The sequence below is a fragment of the Dietzia sp. UCD-THP genome, from assembly GCF_000349585.1.
In the GTDB taxonomy this organism is placed as follows: domain Bacteria; phylum Actinomycetota; class Actinomycetes; order Mycobacteriales; family Mycobacteriaceae; genus Dietzia; species Dietzia natronolimnaea_A.
Window position 1 is genome coordinate 184510 of record NZ_KB714653.1, and the last position, 19705, is coordinate 204214.

A 19705-nucleotide genomic window follows, 5' to 3' on the forward strand; every position below is an offset into this window, starting at 1 on the left:
AGCTAAAGTCTGCGGCGACTAGGGGCTTCCTGCGGCGAGGAACTGGGAAATGGGTTGACCGTAGCTTCCATACTATCCGCCTCTATCGCCGCTTCGACTCCCTTTCCGGATCCGAGGCGTACAACCACGACTCCGCCTCCCCCGGCCGGACCAGCGCCCGGCCCACCAGGATCACCGCGGCCTGGCGCAGGCCGGCGGCCTCGACCGAATCGGCGATGTCGGCGAGCGTGCCCCGCAGCTCGACGCGGTGCGGGCGGCTCGCATTGGCCACCACCGCCACCGGGCAGTCCGCGCCGTGCGTGGGAACCAGCCGTTCGGCGAGCTCGCGGATCCGGGTGATCGCCAGGTGCAGCACCAGCGTCGCGCCGGTGGCGGCGAAGTTCTCCAGCGATTCGGAGGACGGCATCACCGTCGATCGGGCCTGGACGCGGGTCAACACGACGGACTGCACCACCTCGGGCACGGTCAGCTCCACCCCCAGCTCGGCGGCGGCGGCAGCGTAGGCCGGGACGCTGGGCACCACGTCCCAGGGCACGCCCGCTGCATCGAGCCGGCGGGTCTGCTCGGCCAGGGCCGAGTACAGCGACGGGTCACCCGAGCACAGTCGCACCACCTCGAGCCCCTCGGCGTGGGCGGCGACGATCTCCGCGATGATCCCGTCCAGGTCCAGGTGCTGGGTGTCCACCAGCCGCGCGCCTGATCGGCAGTGGTCGAGCACGCCGTCGTCCAGATAGGTGCCCGCGTACAGGCAGACGTCCGCCGCGGCCAGGGCCGCAGCCGCGCGCAGCGTGAGCAGGTCGGCGGCGCCGGGGCCGGCCCCGACGAAGTGAACTGTCACGAGGTCTCCCCTGTCTCCCCGGAGTCCGCCGCAGCGGCGGAATCTGCCATAACAGCGAAGGGCTTAATCGCGCACCACTGCACCACGGCCCGCGCCGGGGCCCAGCCGGTGAACGAGCCGATCGAGTCGGCGTGTTCCACGTGGAACCGTACGAGCTCACCGCCGAACTCCGCGCGGGCATCGATCAGCACCCGCTCCGTCTCGATCGTCACCGCGTGAGCGACCAGCCTGCCGCCGGGACGCAGCGCCTCCCAACACTGCCGCAGCAGGCCGGGCGCGGTGCCTCCGCCGCCCACGAACACCGCATCGGGGCGAGGGAGCCCCTCGAGCGCCTGCGGCGCGCGCCCGTGGACGACCTCCAGCGACGGCACCCCCAGCCGCGCGGCGTTCCGCTCCACGCGCGCGGCCCGCTCGGGATCGGCCTCTACAGACACAGTGCGGCAGGACGGGTGTGCCCGCATCCACTCGATGCCCACCGATCCGGCGCCGGCGCCTACGTCCCACAACAGTTCGCCGGCCGACGGAGCAAGCCGCGAGAGAGCCGAGGCGCGTAGGTCGCGGCGGGTGAGCTGGCCGTCGTTCTCGAAGGCGTCGTCGGGCAGTCCTGGGGCCACACCGAGCGGGCGCGAGGTGGGCCCGGCCAGGCACTCCACGGCAAGGACGTGCAGCTGGGGCACCGCGCGGCCCGGATCCCAGTCGCGCGCCACACAACTCTGACGTGCCTCGGCCGGGCTCCCCAGATCGGAGAGGACGGTCAGCACGCTGTCCCCGAAACCAGCGACGGCGAGCGCCCTGGCAACGTCCCCAGGAGTGTGCCGGTCGGCGCTCAACACCACCAGCCGCTGCCCCGGCGCCAGTACACCGGGGAGCTCGCGGTGGTCGCGCAGCACCGCCACCGTCTCGGCTGGCCACCGCATCCGGGCGCGGGCCAGCGCGACCGACGACACCGCCGGAAGTACCTCCACCGATTCCGGGCCGAGCAGGCCGATCAACGTCGTGGCCACCCCGGCCACCAGCGGGTCACCCGAGGCCAGGGCCACGATCGACCGGCCGTCGTAGCGCTCCACCACATCAGGCAGCCCCGAGCGCAGTGGCCGCGGCCACGGCTCCCGCTCGGCGGTGACCTCGGGGGGCACCATCGCCAGGTGCCGCTCCCCGCCCAGCAGGACGTCGGCACTCAGGACGGCGCGGCGACGGGCCTCGTCGAGGCCGGCCCAGCCGTCACCGCCGATGCCGACGACCACCACCCGTACTTTCATGACGCGGAACCTTACCGCCCGGCCCGACCGCCCGGAGCGCGAGGACGCTGGGTAGCCTCGGCCAGGAGAGACAACTACACCCCAACAGCACGAGGTGCCCCACGACCCGCCCCAGGCGGTGCGGAGGGGAGAATCAGGGAAGCCGGTGAGAATCCGGCACAGGGCCCGCTACGGTGACCCGGCCTCTGAGGCGAACGCGTCCAGCGCTATCGCCCGAGATGAGCCGGGAAGTCCGGAGACCGGCCTCGCGCTGACCAGCCTGGCAGACGAGAGCGGGAGCCCCCATGCCACTGCACTACCCCTTCAGCGCCGTCGTCGGTTCCGACGACATGGCGCTGGCCCTCCTGTTGAACGCGGTCTCGCCGTCGGTCGGCGGTGTGTTGATCCGCGGCGAGAAGGGCACCGCCAAGTCCACGATGGTGCGCGCGCTCGCCGGGATCCTGCCGCAGATCGAGGTCGTGGCCGGCGACAGGTTCTCCAGCGCCCCGTCCGACCGCGGCACCGACACCCCCGACGGACCGATCCCCCACGACGCGCCCACCGAGCACCGGCCGGTCCGTCTGGTGGAGCTGCCGATCGGCGCGACCGAGGACCGCATCGCCGGGTCGCTGCACCTGGAGAAGGCCCTGAGCGAGGGCGTCACCGCGTTCGAGCCCGGCCTGCTGGCCCGCGCTCACCGCGGACTGCTCTACGTGGACGAGGTCAACCTGCTCCACGACCACGTGGTGGACCAGCTCCTCGACGCCGCCGCCATGGGCCGGGTGACGGTCGAGCGGGACGGGGTGTCGGTGGAGCACGCCGCCCGCTTCGTCCTGATCGGCACCATGAACCCCGAGGAGGGGGAGCTCCGGCCCCAGCTGCTCGACCGCTTCGGCCTCACCGTCGAGGTGTCCGCCCCGCGCGAGGCGGCGCTGCGGGCCGAGGTGATCCGCCGCCGGGTCGCCTTCGACTCCGACCCGGAGCGCTTCTCCGCCACCTTCGCGGCGGATGAACTCGCCCTGCGCGAGCGGATCGTCGCCGCCCGGGAGCGCGTGGGCGGCATCGAGCTCACCGACTGGGCGCTGACCACGATCGCGACCGTCTGCGCCGGCTTCGACGTCGACGGCATGCGCGCCGACATCGTCACCGCGCGCACGGCCGCCGCCCACGCCGCCTGGGAGGGCCGGAACCGCATCACCCGCGTCGACATCCGCGTGGCCGCGCGCATGGCGCTCCCCCACCGCCGTCGCCGCGCACCGTTCGACGCCCCGGGGCTCGACGAGGACCTCCTCGACCGCCTCCTGGGGGACGACGACGAGCCCGATCCCGATCCCGATCTCGACACCGAGCCCGACCCCCAGGCAAAAACCCCGGCCGGGGACGACAATCCCGGCGCGGACGGCGCGGCAGGGGACGTCGACACCGCCGGGAACGACACCGCCGGCAACGACACGACCGGCGGGCAGGACGCCGGGTCGGGCGCCTCCGCCGAGCACGCCGACCCCTCCGCTTCCGCGGAGGACTGCGGACGCGCCGAGTCGGATGCGGCCCAGGACGAACCGAGCCCTGACACCGGCACCGATGCCGGGGCGGATACCGGCGCAGAGGGCCGACCGGGCGGCGCCTCGACCGAACCGGGGACGGTCACGGCGGGCTCGGACCCGTACCGCACGCGGCTGCTGACCGTCGCCGGGACCGGCCACGGCGTCTCGGGCCGCCGGTCCCGCGCGATCACCACGACCGGCCGCCGCACCGGCTCGACCGGGTTCACCGGGTCCGACGTCCACCTGCCCGCGACCATCCGCGCCGCCGCGCCCCGGCAGGCCGCGCGGGGGCGCGGGGCAGGACTCGACGGAGGGCGACTGCTCCTGTCCCCCCGCGACCTGCGCTCGGCCGTGCGCGAGGGACGAGAGGCCAACCTGGTGCTGTTCTGCGTGGACGCCTCCGGATCCATGGCCGCGCGCACCCGAATGGAGCAGGTCAAGACAGCAATCCTGTCTCTGTTGATGGACGCCTACCGCCGACGCGACACGGTGGGACTGGTGACCTTCCGGGGGTCCGGCGCGCAGATAACCCTGCCGCCCACCTCCTCGGTGGACGTGGCCGCCGCCCGGCTGGCCGAACTACCGGCGGGTGGCCGGACCCCACTGGCGGAGGGGTTGCTCACGACCGCCGAGGTGCTCCGCATCGCCCGGGTGCGCGATCCGCAGCGCAGACCCCTCGTCGTCGTCGTCACCGACGGCCGCGCCACCCACGGCCCGGACGCCATGGCCCGGTCGCTCGACGCAGCGGCCGGGCTGGCCTCCCTCGGCGTGGCCTCGGTGGTGGTGGACTGCGAGAGCGGCCGGTTCCGCATGGGCCTGGCCTCCGAACTCGCCGCCCACCTGGGCGCCGAGCACATCCCCCTGGGCGAGGTGACGGCCGAGGGGCTGACCCACACCGTCCGCACCCGTACGGCCGCGCGTCAGAGCCCCGCACACCCAGAGGGAGAGGTGGCCTGATGCCGCAGGGACAACCGACCCGCGTGCCCGACGACGGGCTGAGCACCCGGCAACGCCGCAACAAGCCTTTGATCATGGTCCACACCGGGCCCGGCAAGGGGAAGTCCACCGCCGCGTTCGGGCTGGCCATGCGCGCCTGGAACCAGGGCTGGGACATCGGGGTGTTCCAGTTCGTCAAGTCCGCCAAGTGGCGCATCGGCGAACAGACGGTGATGGAGCGCCTCGCCCGACTACACGCCGAGACCGGTGAGGGCGGGCCGGTGGAGTGGCACAAGATGGGCTCCGGCTGGTCGTGGTCGCGCAAGGACGGCACCGAGGAGGACCACGCCGCCGACGCCGCCGAGGGCTGGGCGGAGATCAAGCGCCGGCTCGCTGACGAGCGTCACGACCTCTACCTGCTCGACGAGTTCACCTATCCCATGAAGTGGGGCTGGGTGGACGTCGAGGACGTGGTGGAGACGCTGACCTCGCGGCCCGGCCGCCAGCACGTGGTGATCACCGGCCGCGACGCCGACCCCCGGCTGCTCGACGCCGCCGACCTGGTCACCGAGATGACCAAGGTCAAACACCCGATGGACGCCGGCCAGAAGGGGCAGAGGGGGATCGAATGGTGACCGGATCGCGCACCGAGCTGCCCCGACTCGTGGTGGCGGCCCCGGCCTCCGGGCACGGCAAGACCACCGTCGCCACGGGGCTGATGGCGGCCCTGCGGCGCAGGGGCCTGACGGTCTCGGGCCACAAGGTGGGACCCGACTACATCGACCCGGGCTATCACGAGCTCGCCACCGGACGACCGGGCCGCAACCTCGACCCGCACCTGGTCGGCGAGGACACGATCGTCCCCCTGCTGCTCCACGGCGCGCAGGCCGGACTTCGCCCGGCCGACGTCGCCGTGATCGAGGGCGTGATGGGCCTGTACGACGGCCAGATCGGCGGCGACGGCTTCTCCTCCACCGCCCACGTCGCCGGTCTCACCGACACCCCGGTGCTGCTGGTGGTGGACATCTCCCACGCCTCGCGCAGCATCGCCGCCGTGGTGCTGGGCATGGCGACGTTCGACCCGTCCGTCCGCATCGGCGGCGTGATCCTCAACAAGGCCGGCTCTCTCCGCCACTCGGACGAGGTGCGACGCGCGCTGGAGCCCCTGGGGATCCCCGTGCTCGGGGTGCTGAGCCGGGACGACGAGGTCACCGCCCCGTCCCGCCACCTCGGCCTGGTCCCCGCGGCCGAGCGACCGGGGGCGGCCGGCAGCCTCGACCACCTCGCGGATCGCCTCGCCACCTCGGTGGACCTGGACGCGGTGATGCGTCTGGCCCACACGGCACCGCCACTGTCGGGGCCGACCTGGTCCGCGGAGGAGGCGCTTGTGGGTGGCCTGCCCGACTCGGGACCGCCGGCGCTGTCGCTGTCCGGTCCGCGTCGTCCGGTCGTCGCCGTGGCGGGGGGCCGCGCCTTCACCTTCCGCTACGCCGAGACCGTCGAGTTGCTCGACGCCGCGGGATGCGACGTGGCCGTCTTCGACCCCCTCGCCGACTCCGCCCTGCCCGAGGGGACCGCCGGCGTCTACCTCGGCGGCGGGTTCCCGGAGGTGCACGCGGCGGGGCTGGCCGCCAACCGTCCCATGCTCGCGGCGCTGCGCACCGCCCTCGGCGCCGGCGTACCGACAGTGGCCGAGTGTGCGGGCCTGCTCTACCTCTGTCGCACCCTCGACGGCGCCCCGATGATCGGCGCCGTGCCGGCGGACGCGGCCATGTCCCCGCGCCTCACGTTGGGCTACCGCCGCGTCACCGCGGGGTCGACGAACCTCCTCACCGCGGCGGGAACCGAGGTCACTGGCCACGAGTTCCACCGCACCACCGTCACCCCGGGCTCCGGAGCGGCGGCGGCGTGGACGTGGGGGGACAGCGTCGAAGGCTTCGCGACCCCCACCCTGCACGCGTCATACCTGCACACCCACTGGGCCGGGCACCCCGCGCTGGCCGCGAGGTTCGCGGCCGGGGTCGCCCGAGCCGCCCGAGCCGGCCGCCCGTCGACGGGGGTCGACGGGCGGCCGGTATCAGGTGCTCGGGTCGTGCTCGGTCACATGAGGTAGCACGCCTCGGTGAACTCGAAGTCGGCCGCGGTCGGACCCTCGTACCACTCTTCCTCCAGGACCAGACCCGTCGGGCTGCCCGCCTCGATCCGGTTGAAGATGGTCGAGCGCGACGCGTGCTCGTTGACCTCACCCGAGTAGTCACCGGCGCCCTCGGCGAACATGCCGTCGGTGTCCAGCCCGGTCAGCTGGTCGGCGGTCTCGAAGACCCCGGCCCGGGTGAGGTCGTCGTTCTCGATGGCCTGCTGGAGCAGACCGCGGATGACGGTCTGGGCGGCCCATCCCAGCACGAACCAGTCGTTGGGCTCCGCGCCGATGGACTCGGCGAACTCCCGCATCTCGTTGTGGCCCTCGGAGTCGAATCCCCACGGCGCGACAGTGGCGGCGCTACGGTAGCGGGCCTCCAGCGCGGGGGCCGCCTGGCTCCCCATCAGCCCCGCGCTCCAGGTGGGGGTGGATCCGATGAACTGGCCCTCGTAGCCCTGAGCGACGGTCGCGCCCACGATGGCGCCGGTCTCGATCGCGCTGGTCGCGAGCAGGACGACGTCCGGACGGTCGGCCAGGATGCGCTGGATCACCGCGGTCTGCTCGTCGGTGCCACCGGGAGCCGTGGTGTACCGGGTGAACTCGACGTCGCGCTCCTCAGCGGCGATCTCCGCGCCGTTGGCGGCGTCGTCGCCGTAGTCACCGGGGAAGTGCACCATGCCGACGCTCGTCGCGTCGAGTTCGTCGACGGCGTAGTCGACCATGTTCATCGCCTCGGCGCAGTAGCTGGTGCCGAACTCCAGCACGCCGTCCTCGAAGAGCCAGTTCGATCCCAGCGAGGCGGGGACCGCGAGGATGTTCTGCTGCCGGGTGTCGTCGAGGATGCCGTTGGTGTGGGCGGTTCCCAGCGAGTGCGCCAGCACCAGGATCTGATCTCTGATCTCCCAGTACTCCTGGGAGTGGGTGGTCTCGTTGTACCCGCTGTCCCGGACGTGGGTCACCATGTCGACCTCGTAGCCGTCGATGCCCCCGTTCTCGTTGACGTTCTGCCAATAGGCCTGTGCGCCCTCGATCATCGGGGCGCCGATCGGGGAGAACGGTCCCGTCAGGTCGGTGATCGCCCCCAGGTAGATGCAGCCGTTCGACTCGTCGACCGCGTTCGGACACGGTTCCTCGGTGATCCCGGCGACCTCGGTGTCGGAGTCGTCGTCGCGGCCACACCCCGACAGGACCAGAGCGATGGCCGCCAGGCCGGCCACCCCGCTGCGTAGCGTCTTGGACTTCATGGTGTTCTCCTCGGTGTTCGATGGGTGAGATCAATAGGTGAAGGGGAAGCTCTTCCAATACATCCGCACCCGCAGCCATATGCCGAACAGGCCGCGTGGCTCGAACAACAGGAACGCCACGATGAGGCCGCCGTACAGGATCGCCTCGACCTCGTAGATGTTCGGGCTGACGTTGGGCGCCGTCGAGATGTAGGGGACGAAGTGCGCTATCTCGGAGGAGATCCGGGGCAGCGACGCGATCAGCAGGGCGCCCATGATCGTTCCGGAGATCGTCGCGGCCCCGCCGATGAAGACGATGGCGACGAACTGGATCGACATGATCAACCCGAACTGCTCGGGCCCGAAGTGTCGGTTGGCGACGAACAGCAGCGAACCGCACACGCCCGCGTAGAAGGAGGAGACCGTGAACGCGATGAGTTTGTAACGCGCGAGGTCGACGCCCATGACGCCGGCCGCGATGTCACGGTCGCGGATGGCCCCGAAGGCGCGGCCGACCCGCGACCGCGCGATGTTCCGGGCCGCGAGCGCCCCGATCAGCAGCAGTGCGAGGAAGAACCAGTACAGCTTCTGGTCCGAGGTGAACGCGCTGTCGAGGGTGAGGTCGTCACCGAACAGGATCGGCCGGGGGGCCTCACGTCCGACTCCCTGACCGCCGGTGACGCTCCCCCACTCGGTGAAGATGTACGTGCCCAGAAAGACCAGGCCCAGCGTCACCACCGCGAGGTACAGCCCCCGCAACCTGGTGGCCAGCGGCGCCACGATCACCCCGCAGAGCGCGGCCATCGCGCCCGCGGCGAGGATCCACGCGGGGATGAAGGTGATGCCCAGGCCCAGTGCACGCCCCTCGGGATCGCCCGCCACCACCGAGGCGGTGTAGGCGCCGACCCCCACGAAGAAGGCGTGCCCGAGCGAGATCTGCCCCGCGTAGCCGGTGATCAGGTTGAGCCCGATCCCGCCGATGGCCAGGACCAGCCCGAGCCCGAGGATCCGCAGCACGTCGTCGCTGACGTTGAGCGGCAACAGGACGGCGAGGACGACGAGCACCGCGGCGCCCAGCGCCTTGGCCCGCGTGTTGAACAGCGCCTGCTCCTGCCGGTAGCTGGAGTACAGCTCCGGCCGCCCGCGGGGACCGCCGAAGAACCCGGACCCCCGTCCGGTCGCGGTCCGCGGCGTCGGGGATCCCCCCGACGGTTCCGCCGCCGATACGAGTGTGCTCATACCCGTTCCACCTCCTTGGTGCCGAACAGTCCGTGGGGTCTGACCAGCAGCACGACCAGCATGATGATCCAGGGCATCAGCGGACCCAGGTTCGTGGTGAGTTCGGGCATGACGCCGCTGCCGTCGAACCACTGGTTGTGATAGGTCGAGACCATCGCCTGGGCGATGCCGATGGTCAGGCCGCCGATGATCGCGCCGCCTATCGAGTCGAACCCGCCGATGACGATCGCGGGCAGCGCGATGAGCGCAACCAGCCACAGCGTGTTGCCGATCGGCCCGCCGGTCGCGGCGAAGATCCCCGCGAGTGCGGCCAGGGCCCCGGCCATCGCCCAGGACAGGGCGAAGATCGCGCTGGCGCTGACGCCCTGGGCCATCGCCGCCTCCTGGTCGGAGGCGACCGCCCGCATCGCCAGGCCCACCGAGGAGTACCGGAAGAACAACAGAAGGGCGACGACGATCACGGCGGCGGTGACGAACGCCGCCACGTGCCGGTGCTGGACGATGACGCCGCCGATCACCGAGACGTCGGTCCCCCACGGGTCCCCGACCGAGCGCGGTTGGGTACCGAGGAACATCCCCGCGACGGTCCGGATGACGATGTCCAACCCCACGGTGATGATCGCGACGATGAACACCGCCTTCCCGACCATCGGGCGGATCGCAGCCCGCTCGACCAGCAGGGCGATGACGCCGATGGCGATCACCCCGAGGATCGCCCCGACGTAGAACCCCATCACCGGCGCGAGGAAGCTGACGATGATCGCCCCGGACATGAGGAACGCGGGCTGCGCGAAACTGATGACGCCGGTGGCCTTGAAGATCATGACGAAGCCGATCGCGACGAGTGCGTAGATGGCGCCCGAACCGAGTCCGACGCTCAGGGCGCTGAGGAACTGGGTCATCGTGCCCCCTCGTACAGCTCGTCGACCAGGTCCGCGAACATCCCCGTCACCGCGGAGCGCTTGACCTTCTGGGTTGCGGTCAGCTCACCCTCGTCGTGATCGAGTTCCTTGGGCAGCAGCGCGAACGCCTTGACCTGCTCCACGGCGTTGAACCTCTCGTTGGCGGTGTCGACGACCCCCTGCACCAGCTCGCGGACCTCGGGTTTCTCCGTCAGGTCGCGGTAGGTGGTGTAGGCGATCCGTTTGCGGGTGGCCCAGTCACCGACGGTGTCGAGTTCGATCCCGATGAGCGCGGTGAGGTACCTGCGGCCGTCGCCGATCACGAGGGCCTCCTTGATGTAGGGGGACACCTTGAGGGCGTTCTCGACCTCCGAGGGCGAGACGTTCTTGCCACCGGCGGTGATGATGATGTCCTTCATCCGGTCGGTGATCTTGACGTGGGTCCCGTCGACCCATTCGCCCACGTCCCCGGTGTGCAGCCAGCCCTCGGCGTCGATGGTCTCGGCGGTCTTCTCCGGGTTGCGCCAGTATCCGGCGAAGACCGCCGGACTCCGCACCAGGATCTCGCCCGTGGCGTCGTCGATCCTCAGCTCCGTGCCCTCATGGGGTTCACCGACGGTCCCGAGCTTGACCCGGCCGGGCTTGTTGGTCGTGGCGATCGCGGAGTTCTCGGTCATGCCGTAGAGCTCGTGCATCGGCACGCCGATCCCCATGAAGAACTTCAGCACCTCGGGGGCGATCGGCGCGGCCCCGGAGACGGCGTACCGCGCGTATCGCAGTCCCGTCCTGACCCTCAGTGCCCGGTACATGCAGACCCAGCCCACCAGGTACCACGCCCGGCTCGACGCCGTGTGCCTGCCACCGTTGGAGACCAGCGCGTCACCGATCCGCTCGGCCCGGGCGAGCCAGAACGCCGACCACTTCCGCTTGAGCCAGGTGGCGTCCTCCAGACGGATCTGGGCGGAGGCCAGGAGCTTCTCCCAGATCCGCGGCACACCCATCACCAGGGTGGGCTGCACCTCCTGCAGGTTCTGCGGCACCGTGTCGATGGACTCGGCGAAGGTCACCTGGAGTCGGCTGGCGCAGCTCATCCACGTGGTGAAGAAGCGCTCGGCGACGTGGGACAGCGGGAGGTACGTCAACACGTAGTCGGACGGCCCGGGTGGCGGATCGGACGTCCCACCGCGGGTCATGACGGTGTCGATGGCGAACTCGACGTTGGCCGTGGTGAGCATGGCGCCCTTGGGCGGGCCGGTCGACCCGGAGGTGTAGACGAGGGTGATCAGGTCGTCCGGTCGTGCCTGCTCCATCCGCCGGGCCACCGCCTCCGGGTCCCTCTGACGGTGCTCGCGCCCGAGCGCCAGGAAATCGTCCCAGAAGATCAGGCGCTCGTCCCGGTAGTGCCCCCGGATGCCGCGGGGCTCCAGATACACGATGTGGGTGAGGTCAGGACACTGGTCGGAGACGGCCAGGGCCTTGTCGACCTGCTCCTGATCCTCTGCCACCAGCAGCTTGACCTGGCTGTTCTCCAACAGATAGCCGACCTCGGCGCTCGGGTTGGTCGGGTAGACCCCTACGCTGACGGCTCGGACGGCCACGGCCGCGATGTCGCAGATCAGCCACTCGGGTCGGTTCTCGCTGTGGATCGCGACCCGGTCCTGTGGGTCGATGCCCAGGTCGACCAGTGCGTGCGCGACGTCCTGGATCTGCTCCCAGTACTGCGCCCACGTGGTGGGTTGCCAGACGCCGCGGGACTTCCTCCGCAGCGCCACGTCACCGGGGTGGGCGGCGGCGTTGTCCCGGACCCTCGTGGCCAGAGTGGTGGTGCTCATCAGTGCCCTCCTCCGTCCGCGGGTGCGGCCTGTCCGCCCAGGTAGGCCTCCACCACGGCCGGGTGACTCTGGACCTCGGCGGGGGTGCCGAGGGCCAGAGGGGCGCCGAAGTCGATGGCCAGCACGCGGTCGGCGATGTCCATGACGAGGCTCATGTCGTGCTCGACGAGAATCATGGGGGTCTTGAACTCCTGGCGGATCGACAGCAGGAACCGTGCGGTGTCCTCGGTCTCCTCGAGGTTCATCCCGGCCACGGGCTCGTCCAGGAGGAGGATCTCGGGTTCCATGGCCAGGGCCCGACCCAGCTCGATGCGCTTCTGGATGCCGTAGGGCAACAGCCCCACCGGCAGCTTGCGCCAGGCCTGGAGTTCCAACAGGTCGATGATCTCCTCGACCGCGGCGCGGTGGAACTCCTCCTGACGTCTGGCCCTGCCCACCCAGGCGATCGCGGCGAGCGTGCCGTACCGGAACTTGACGTGTCGGCCGAGCATGAGGTTGTCGACCAGGGTGAGGTTGGCGAACAACTCGACGTTCTGGAACGTCCGGGCGACCCCCAGGCGGGCGATCTTGTGTGGGCGCATCCCGAGGAGCTGGTGGCCGTTGAGCTTCACCGATCCCTGCTGGGGTCGGTACACGCCCGAGAGCACGTTGAAGATGCTGGTCTTCCCGGCGCCGTTGGGACCGATGATCGCGAAGAGCTCGTCCGGGTTGACGGTGAAGTCGACGCCGTTGATCGCCTTGAGGTTCCCGAAGGACAGACTCACATCCGAGAACTCCACGACAGGGGTGTGGGTAGACGAATCCGTCATGAGGCCCACCTCTTGCGGCGCCGGTACTGTTTGACGTCCCGGTAGGACTTGACCTGGTCGGATTCCGACCGGGCGCCCAGATAGAACTCGCGGATGTCGTCGTTGTCGAGCAGGTCCCCCGCGGGCCCGTCCATGACGACGCGACCGGTCTCGACGACGTACCCGTGCCGGGCGATCGACAGCGCCATCGCCGCGTTCTGCTCGACCAGCAGCACGCCGGTCCCCTGCGAGTTGATCTCGACGATGATGTCGCGGATCTGCTCCACCATCTTGGGAGCCAGTCCCAGGCTCGGCTCGTCCAGCAGGAGATAGCGGGGTGCGGACATGAGCGCCCGGCCGATCGCCAACATCTGCTGCTCGCCACCGGAGAGGTAGCCGGCGACCCGCGACCGGCGCTCGTGGAGCACGGGGAACAGGTCGTAGACCCGGGTCATCCCCTCGCGGACGTGGCGACGCTTGACGTGCGCACCGATGCGCAGATTCTCCTCCACCGAGAACTCCTTGAAGATCCGGCGACCCTCGAGGACGTGCTTGACCCCGTGGCGCGCGATCGCCGGCGCGCTGAGGGCTCCGATGTCCTCACCGTCGAGCGTCACCGACCCCTTGGTGATGGCCCCGTTGTGGACATCGAGCAGGCCGGAGAGGCTGCGCAGCAGCGTCGATTTCCCGGCTCCGTTCGCACCCAACAACGCCACGATGTGACCGTCCGGCACGTCGAAACTCGCGCCCCTGATGACCAACATGGCGTCGTCGTAGACGACTTCCAGATTGCGCACTGATAACACTCGACCTCCAGGTGTGATGCAGACCACACTATTGCCAGACCGCTCAGGTTTCCTGGTTATGGGCCGATTTCTCTGATCATGTTCTCGGTTCGCGCTCTCCGCGCGAAGTTCCTGCGCGGGGCACCGGAGCCGTGCTACGGAGCGTGCGGACGCTCGGCTCAACAGCCCTGAGCTGCGCCGATCCGGCCGGCGGCGGCCACAGTCGCGGAGCTCTCGACCGCGCCAACGCACAGCAACCGTCTTCTCTACACCTGTCCGGTGCGAGTTACGGGCCGGGATCGGAGGCCGTCAGGTCAGTGCCCGAACCCACTCCGAGGCGGCGTCGGCGGTGTCCACGCGCGCCACACCCCGCGTGGCTCCCGGGCGGCGGACCACCACCACCGGGACCCCGAGCTCGTCGGCGACCGCCATCTTGGGCCACGTGAAGGATCCGCCGGAGTCCTTGGTCACCAGCACGTCCGCCGCGTGCTCGGCGAACACCCGCCGCTCGTCCTCGACCGAGTACGGGCCCCTGTTCAGCACCACCCTCCAGCGTGGGGGAAGCGCGACCTCCGGTGGATCCACGACCCTCACGAGCGCCTCGTGGGTGGCGAGTGGGCCGGTGAAGCGCCCCAACGACTGTCGACCGATCGTCAGGAACGGGCGCCGGCCCAATTCCGCCGAGGTCGACGCCGCCTCGTCGTGACCCGACACCCAGTGCCACCGGTCGGCGCCGGGGGCCGCCGACCAGCCCGGCCGCTCGAGCCGGAGCAGGGGCACGTCGGCCTCGGAGCACGCGGCGGCCGCATTGGCGGAGATGCCGGAGGCGAAGGGGTGGGTGGCGTCCACGACCGCTCGCACCTCGGCGGCCCGTAGGTGGTCACGGAGCCCCTCGACCCCGCCGAACCCGCCGACCCGGACCCGGCCCACCGGGAGCCTCGGCCGGGCCACCCGCCCGGCCAGGGACGAGCAGAACTCGAGACCCGCATCCTGCAGCAGTACCGCCAATTCGCGGGCCTCGGCGGTCCCGCCCAGGACGAGGATCACCGCCCCGCCCCCGGCGGCAGGAACGGCATCTCCGGCGCACCCTGGCGGGCCAGCTGCAGCAGGGCGTCCAGATCGAGGTGCTCCTCCGCCAGATCACCCAGCAGATCCAGACGTCGTTCGCGCGCGGCCGCGAAGTCCACACCTGAGGGTTCGCGGGTGCGACCCACGCGCGACGCCACCTCGGCCAGATAGGCCTGACGGAACCCGTCGGACTCCAGGCTCCCGTGCCACATGGTGCCCGCCACACCGTCGCGTCTCGCGCCGCCGAGGAACTCCTCGTCGTCGCCGGGCGCGATCCGCCCGTGGTGGATCTCGTACCCGGCCGCATCGTGGCCGAGCCCCGTCCCGGTGGGCAGCCGGAGGATCTTCTCCGGCCCGAACTCCGTCTCCACGTCCAGCAGCCCCAGCCCGTCGACCTCTGCGCCCTCGGGCCCCTCCACTCCCTGCGGGTCCCGGACGAGGCGCCCGAGCATCTGGAAGCCACCGCAGATCCCGAACACCGATCCCCCGGCGCGGGCGTGGTCGATCACCGCGCGGTCCAGGCCCCGGGCGCGAAGCCAGGCCAGGTCGTCGATCGTCGCGCGCGTGCCGGGCAGGACCACCAGGTCCGCACCCCGCACGCTGCGGGGATCGGTGACGAACTCCACGTCGACGTCCGGCTCCAGCCCCAGGGCGTCGACATCGGTGAAGTTGCTGATCCGGGGCAGCCGGATCACGGCGACCCGCAACGCCCGGCGACCGTCGGCGCGGCGACCGCCGATGTCGAGGGCATCCTCGGAGTCCAACCACACGTCGGGGCTCCAGGGCAGCACGCCGTGGACCGGCCGGCCGGTGAGCCCGGCGAGGCGGTCCAGTCCGGGTCCGAGGAGGGACGGGTCACCGCGGAACTTGTTGACGACGAACCCTGCGACGAGCCGCTGGTCGGCCGGCTCCAGGAGCGCCACCGTGCCGTACATCGAGGCGAACACCCCACCGCGGTCGATGTCGCCCACCACGATCACCGGCATGTCGGCGTGGCGCGCCAACCCCATGTTGACGTAGTCGCCGGCGCGCAGATTGATCTCCGCGGGGCTCCCGGCGCCCTCGCACAGCACCAGGTCGACACGGTCGGCCAGCTCGTCGTAGGCGGAGTGGGCGGCGGTGGCCAGGTGCGCGCGACCGTCGACGAAGTCCCGGGACGAGACGGTGCCGGCGGGTCGGCCCATCACCACCACGTGGCTACGCCGGTCACCGCCCGGTTTGAGCAGGACCGGGTTCATCGCCACCTCGGGCTCGGCGCGGGCCGCGAGAGCCTGGATCCATTGCGCGCGCCCGATCTCCCCGAACCCGGCCGGCCCCGGGACGACCATCGAGTTGTTGGACATGTTCTGCGCCTTGAACGGCGCGACCGTGACGCCCCGCCGGGCGAACGCCCGGCACAGCGCCGTGACCACCACGCTCTTCCCGGCATCCGACGTGGTGCCGGCGACGAGGAGGGAGGCTGCCATGGGGATCGATCCTAGCCGCGCCCCTCCGGGTCACTCCGGCAGCGGTTCCAGCCCGGCCCCCTCGAGTGCTCGGCGGCCGCGATCCGAGGTCACCAGCTCGCGGAACCGGTCGGCCGCGACACGCTCCGCCTCGCCTCCCGGGCCGCTCTCCCCACCGGGTACGCGGGCGAGGATGTACCGGGTGGTGCCCGCGGACCTCATCAGGTCGCGTTCACGACCGTCCACCTCCACCGGCGACACCCACCCGTTCGACCCCGCCACGTCGGTCCGGTAGACGATCCCCACGTCCACCCCACCGTCCGCGAGCCTGGCGGTGAGAGCCCGGGATCCACCCGATTCCCTCACGGCGTCAACGGGTTCCACCTCCCAGGCGGCGAGTACCTTCTCGGTCGCCTTCCCACACGGGGTGTCCACCGCGCACAAGCCCACCCTCAACTCCGGACGCGCCAGGTCGCTCATCCCGCGGACGCCGCCGGGGTTCCCGGACGGGACCGCCACCACCACGTGGTTGCGGGCGAAGACCTGCGGCCCCACGGCCGCGCCCCTCTCCACGGCCAGCTCCATGGCCTCCTCGCTCGCCGAGGCGAAGACGTTGAGGTCCGTCCGCTCGGGCAGACTCCTGGCGATCTCGTCCGACCACCCCAGCTCGAGATCGACCCGGATCCCGGGGTTCTCGTCCTCGAAGATGCGGATCAGATCGACGAAGGCCTCGGACAATGTCGGGGTGGCCGCGACGCCGAGCGAGACGACCGTGGTGGCCTCAGGCTCCTCGGTCGCACAGGCGACGCCGGAACACATCAGTGCGACGCCCAGCACGATCCCCGAACGCCGTCGCACCGGTCACCCCCCGGCGAACGGGGGCAGGACGTCGACCGCGGAGACCCCATCGATCGACGCGTGGGGGTCGCGGGTGGTCTCCTCGCCGATGAGGAAGGACGAGACCGTGACGATGCTGGCCAGCGGCTCGCCGTGGCGTTCGCAGACCTCTCGGGCCAGTTCCCCGAGGGTGATCGCGTCCGTGAGGAGTCGCTCGCGCGCCGTGCCTGCCGCGTCCTCGGCCGCCGCGTAGTAGCCCACGGTGATCATTCTGGATGTCCTGCTCACGGCGTCGACTCTAGCCGCTGTCGCGGGGCGGGTCACCACCATTTAATTGACTCGTCATCCACCTATCGCGCCCATCGACCTGCGCGGCCGGTGGAACGCCGTCCCGCCGATGCCGTGACCGGCCTGCTTGCCCCACATCGCCCCGCGCCAGACCTCCGCGACCTCCGCGTCCTTCGCGCCGGAGCGCAGGACGCCCAGGACGTCGGTCTCGTCGTCGCTGAACAGACAGGACCTCACGGTGCCCTCCGCGGTCAGCCTCGTCCGGTCGCAGGCCGCGCAGAAGTTCCGGGTGACGGTGGCGATCACCCCGACGTGTGCGGGCGACCCGGCCACCGAACGCCCGGCCACCTCCCACAACTCGGCCGGAGCGGACGGATCCTCGCGGCCGGCGGGGACGAGGTCGAATCGCGTGCCCAGCACCTTGAGCAACTCCTGCGCGGTGACCATCTCCACCCGGGACCAGGTGTTGTCGGCGTCGAGCGGCATCTCCTCGATGAACCGCAACTGCACGCCCTCGTCCAGAGCCCATTCCAGCAGGTCGGGAGCCCCTGGCAGGGTCGCGCGCATGGGCACCGCGTTGACCTTGACCGGGTCGAGGCCCGCCTCGACCGCGGCGCGCACCCCGCGCAGGACCGACGGCAGCCGATCGCGGCGGGTGAGCTCGGCGAACTCCAGCCGGTTGACCGTGTCCAGGGAGATGTTGATCCGGTCGAGCCCGGCGTCGACCAGCGCACCCACCCGGTGCTCGAGACCGACGCCGTTACTGGTCAGGGCGATCGGCAGGTCCGGGCACGCCGCCCGGGTGCCGGCGATGATCTGCTCGAGGTCCTGCCGCATCAGCGGTTCCCCGCCGGTGAAGCGCACCTCGCGCACCCCGAGTTCGTGGTGCGCGAGCGTGACCAGCCGGATCACCTCCTCGCCCGTCATCCGCGCGGCGTCGGGGATGGGGGGCAGCCCCTCCTCCGGCATGCAGTACGTGCACCGCAGGGAGCACTTCTCCGTCAGCGACACGCGCAGGTCTCGCGCGGTGCGGCCGAAGGTGTCGATGAGTACCGGCGTGGCAGGTCGGTTCGTGGTCACGCGCACCTCCGCTCTGCCGGCCGTCCGGGTCGAGTGTAGGCGCGTTAGCCTCGCCCCGCCGCCTACCTCTCCGGCAACTCCACCTCGGGGTTCGGTCCGAGCAGGGTGAGTTCGTGGATCTCGTCGCGCTCGGCCTGCGCCGCGAGCTGCGGGGCGATCACCCGGGCGAGGTGGTACCCCAGCACCACCACGAGGGTGCCGAGCGCGATCCCACCGAGCTGGAAGTCGTCCGTCACGACCAGAGTCGTGTCGCCCACGGCGATCACCACGCCCGCCGCCACCGGGACCAGGTTGAGCGGGTTGCCGAAGTCGACCCGGTTCTCCTTCCAGATCTTGGCACCGAGCAGGCCGATCATGCCGTAGAGGACCACCGTGATCCCGCCCAACACCCCGCCGGGCGTCGCCGAGATCACCGCACCAAGCTTGGGCGAACACCCCAGGAGGATGGCGGTCAGGGCGGCCACCACATATGCGGCGGTGGAGTAGACCTTGGTCGCGGCCATCACCCCGATGTTCTCGGCGTACGTCGTCGTCGCCGATCCGCCGAACGAGGTGGCCAGGACCGTGCCCGCCCCGTCGGCGGCCAGGGCGCGGCCCATCAGGCCGTCGGTCTCGGTGCGCGTGATCTCGCCGATCGCCTTGACGTGCCCGGCGTTCTCGGCGATCAGGGCGATGATCCCGGGGACGATGAGCAGCACGAACGCGAGCGAGAAGTCCGGGGCGTGGATCCCCACCACGCCCGCGGCCTCGTCGGTCATGGGCGGCAGCCCGAGCCACGGCGCGTCCCACACTCCCGACCAGTCCACCCGCAGGTGCTCGGTCACCTCACCGGCGGTGGCGTTGAACGAGGTGATGGGCCCGGTCACCAGGTCGAGGACCCACGACAGGACATACCCGAAGATCAGCGCGAGGAAGATCGCGATCCGGCCGGCGAAGCCCCTGAGTCCCACGGTCATGAGGATCAGCGCGATCATCACCGTCAATGCCACCCACTGGTCCTGCGGCCAGTAGGTCTCGGCCACCACGGGCGCCAGGTTGAAGCCCAGCAGCATCACCACGGCCCCGGTGACGACCGGGGGCAGCACGGCGGTGACCACGCGTCCGCCCACCACGTGGACGACGATCCCGACGACGGCGAGGGTCGCACCCGCGACCAGCATCGCGCCGGTGACCTCCGCGCTGGTGCCGCCCTGCGCGCGGATCGCCGCGACCGCCCCGACAAACGCCACCGAGGTGCCCAGGTAGCTGGGCACCTGCCCCTTGACGATCGCCAGGAACAGCAGCGTGCACACGCCGGAGAAGAGGATCGCGAGCTGTGGGTTGAGCCCCATGATGATGGGGAAGACGAACGTCGCGCCGAACATCGACACCACGTGTTGGGCGCCGATGCCGATGGTCCGGGGCCAACTCAACCGTTCCATGGGGGCCACGACCTCGCCGGGCCTGATGTTCTTACCGTCCCCGTGGACGGTCCACAACGTCGTTCTTCCCGGCTTTCGCGCCACCGTCGCCCCTTAGCTTC

The 19705-nt window shown here is 70.9% G+C and carries 17 protein-coding genes and 1 riboswitch; of the genes, 3 read left to right on the forward strand and 14 right to left on the reverse strand.

Translation table 11 applies throughout. From position 1 onward, the window contains the following. Window positions 1-82: 82 nt before the first annotated feature. On the reverse strand, window positions 83-838 hold the full coding sequence (locus H483_RS32895; RefSeq protein WP_017837601.1) for a cobalt-precorrin-4/precorrin-4 C(11)-methyltransferase: 756 nt from the start codon (window positions 836-838) through the stop codon (window positions 83-85). Next, window positions 835-2097 carry a bifunctional cobalt-precorrin-7 (C(5))-methyltransferase/cobalt-precorrin-6B (C(15))-methyltransferase gene (locus H483_RS32900; RefSeq protein WP_031265028.1) on the reverse strand — a complete coding sequence of 421 codons (1263 nt, stop codon included), beginning with the start codon at window positions 2095-2097 and terminating at the stop codon, window positions 835-837. Before H483_RS32900 ends, H483_RS32895 begins: the two co-directional genes overlap by 4 nt. 75 nt (window positions 2098-2172) lie before the next feature. Further along, window positions 2173-2360: riboswitch (cobalamin riboswitch) on the forward strand. A 21-nt stretch (window positions 2361-2381) separates the two neighbouring features. Between H483_RS32900 and H483_RS32905 the strand changes: the two genes are divergently transcribed. From H483_RS32905 to H483_RS32915, 3 genes are read left to right on the forward strand one after another with little or no spacing between them, the layout of a single operon-like run. Then, on the forward strand, window positions 2382-4577 hold the full coding sequence (locus tag H483_RS32905) for a VWA domain-containing protein (protein ID WP_017837603.1): 2196 nt from the start codon (window positions 2382-2384) through the stop codon (window positions 4575-4577). Further along, entirely contained in the window at window positions 4577-5191 is a 615-nt protein-coding gene (cobO, locus tag H483_RS32910; protein ID WP_017837604.1) for a cob(I)yrinic acid a,c-diamide adenosyltransferase, read from the forward strand. Before H483_RS32905 ends, cobO begins: the two co-directional genes overlap by 1 nt. Beyond that, the gene (locus tag H483_RS32915; protein WP_017837605.1) at window positions 5185-6669 is read left to right on the forward strand and encodes a cobyrinate a,c-diamide synthase; all 1485 of its coding nucleotides are present in this window, start codon (window positions 5185-5187) and stop codon (window positions 6667-6669) included. The genes cobO and H483_RS32915 overlap by 7 nt, the downstream gene beginning before the upstream one ends. Here the strand turns inward: H483_RS32915 and H483_RS32920 are convergent. From H483_RS32920 to H483_RS32975, 12 genes are all read right to left on the reverse strand, one after another. Next, window positions 6657-7940 (reverse strand): ABC transporter substrate-binding protein, encoded by a 1284-nt coding sequence (locus tag H483_RS32920; RefSeq protein WP_017837606.1) that lies wholly within the window; start codon window positions 7938-7940, stop codon window positions 6657-6659. The two genes, H483_RS32915 and H483_RS32920, sit on opposite strands and share 13 nt — an antisense overlap. 30 nt (window positions 7941-7970) lie before the next feature. Further along, window positions 7971-9158 carry a branched-chain amino acid ABC transporter permease gene (locus H483_RS32925; RefSeq protein WP_017837607.1) on the reverse strand — a complete coding sequence of 396 codons (1188 nt, stop codon included), beginning with the start codon at window positions 9156-9158 and terminating at the stop codon, window positions 7971-7973. Continuing rightward, window positions 9155-10060 carry a branched-chain amino acid ABC transporter permease gene (locus H483_RS32930; RefSeq protein WP_017837608.1) on the reverse strand — a complete coding sequence of 302 codons (906 nt, stop codon included), beginning with the start codon at window positions 10058-10060 and terminating at the stop codon, window positions 9155-9157. The genes H483_RS32925 and H483_RS32930 overlap by 4 nt, the downstream gene beginning before the upstream one ends. Beyond that, the gene (locus tag H483_RS32935; protein WP_017837609.1) at window positions 10057-11892 is read right to left on the reverse strand and encodes a long-chain fatty acid--CoA ligase; all 1836 of its coding nucleotides are present in this window, start codon (window positions 11890-11892) and stop codon (window positions 10057-10059) included. The genes H483_RS32930 and H483_RS32935 overlap by 4 nt, the downstream gene beginning before the upstream one ends. Further along, window positions 11892-12701, reverse strand: coding sequence for an ABC transporter ATP-binding protein (locus H483_RS32940; protein WP_017837610.1), 810 nt, complete (start codon window positions 12699-12701; stop codon window positions 11892-11894). The genes H483_RS32935 and H483_RS32940 overlap by 1 nt, the downstream gene beginning before the upstream one ends. Beyond that, entirely contained in the window at window positions 12698-13477 is a 780-nt protein-coding gene (locus H483_RS32945) for an ABC transporter ATP-binding protein (RefSeq protein WP_017837611.1), read from the reverse strand. The genes H483_RS32940 and H483_RS32945 overlap by 4 nt, the downstream gene beginning before the upstream one ends. Before the next feature lie 297 nt (window positions 13478-13774). Then, the gene (locus H483_RS32950) at window positions 13775-14512 is read right to left on the reverse strand and encodes a cobalt-precorrin-6A reductase (protein ID WP_017837612.1); all 738 of its coding nucleotides are present in this window, start codon (window positions 14510-14512) and stop codon (window positions 13775-13777) included. After that, the gene (locus H483_RS32955; RefSeq protein ID WP_017837613.1) at window positions 14509-15999 is read right to left on the reverse strand and encodes a cobyric acid synthase; all 1491 of its coding nucleotides are present in this window, start codon (window positions 15997-15999) and stop codon (window positions 14509-14511) included. The genes H483_RS32950 and H483_RS32955 overlap by 4 nt, the downstream gene beginning before the upstream one ends. Before the next feature lie 30 nt (window positions 16000-16029). Further along, on the reverse strand, window positions 16030-16836 hold the full coding sequence (locus tag H483_RS32960; protein WP_017837614.1) for a substrate-binding domain-containing protein: 807 nt from the start codon (window positions 16834-16836) through the stop codon (window positions 16030-16032). 3 nt (window positions 16837-16839) lie between these two features. After that, on the reverse strand, window positions 16840-17103 hold the full coding sequence (locus tag H483_RS32965) for a hypothetical protein (RefSeq protein ID WP_238556333.1): 264 nt from the start codon (window positions 17101-17103) through the stop codon (window positions 16840-16842). Between the two features lie 54 nt (window positions 17104-17157). Then, window positions 17158-18183 carry a GTP 3',8-cyclase MoaA gene (gene moaA, locus H483_RS32970; RefSeq protein ID WP_017837616.1) on the reverse strand — a complete coding sequence of 342 codons (1026 nt, stop codon included), beginning with the start codon at window positions 18181-18183 and terminating at the stop codon, window positions 17158-17160. A 62-nt stretch (window positions 18184-18245) separates the two neighbouring features. Then, window positions 18246-19604, reverse strand: coding sequence for a uracil-xanthine permease family protein (locus H483_RS32975; protein WP_152428012.1), 1359 nt, complete (start codon window positions 19602-19604; stop codon window positions 18246-18248). Between the last annotated feature and the right edge of the window lie 101 nt (window positions 19605-19705).

What these genes read in the sequence shown, in the direction of transcription:
- H483_RS32900 (WP_031265028.1), bottom strand. Translation starts at nt 2,097, where the DNA reads ATGAAAGTACGGGTGGTGGTCGTCGGCATCGGCGGTGACGGCTGGGCC.
- H483_RS32905 (WP_017837603.1), top strand. Translation starts at nt 2,382, where the DNA reads ATGCCACTGCACTACCCCTTCAGCGCCGTCGTCGGTTCCGACGACATG.
- cobO (WP_017837604.1), top strand. Translation starts at nt 4,577, where the DNA reads ATGCCGCAGGGACAACCGACCCGCGTGCCCGACGACGGGCTGAGCACC.
- H483_RS32915 (WP_017837605.1), top strand. Translation starts at nt 5,185, where the DNA reads ATGGTGACCGGATCGCGCACCGAGCTGCCCCGACTCGTGGTGGCGGCC.
- H483_RS32920 (WP_017837606.1), bottom strand. Translation starts at nt 7,940, where the DNA reads ATGAAGTCCAAGACGCTACGCAGCGGGGTGGCCGGCCTGGCGGCCATC.
- H483_RS32925 (WP_017837607.1), bottom strand. Translation starts at nt 9,158, where the DNA reads ATGAGCACACTCGTATCGGCGGCGGAACCGTCGGGGGGATCCCCGACG.
- H483_RS32930 (WP_017837608.1), bottom strand. Translation starts at nt 10,060, where the DNA reads ATGACCCAGTTCCTCAGCGCCCTGAGCGTCGGACTCGGTTCGGGCGCC.
- H483_RS32935 (WP_017837609.1), bottom strand. Translation starts at nt 11,892, where the DNA reads ATGAGCACCACCACTCTGGCCACGAGGGTCCGGGACAACGCCGCCGCC.
- H483_RS32940 (WP_017837610.1), bottom strand. Translation starts at nt 12,701, where the DNA reads ATGACGGATTCGTCTACCCACACCCCTGTCGTGGAGTTCTCGGATGTG.
- H483_RS32955 (WP_017837613.1), bottom strand. Translation starts at nt 15,999, where the DNA reads ATGGCAGCCTCCCTCCTCGTCGCCGGCACCACGTCGGATGCCGGGAAG.
- H483_RS32975 (WP_152428012.1), bottom strand. Translation starts at nt 19,604, where the DNA reads ATGGAACGGTTGAGTTGGCCCCGGACCATCGGCATCGGCGCCCAACAC.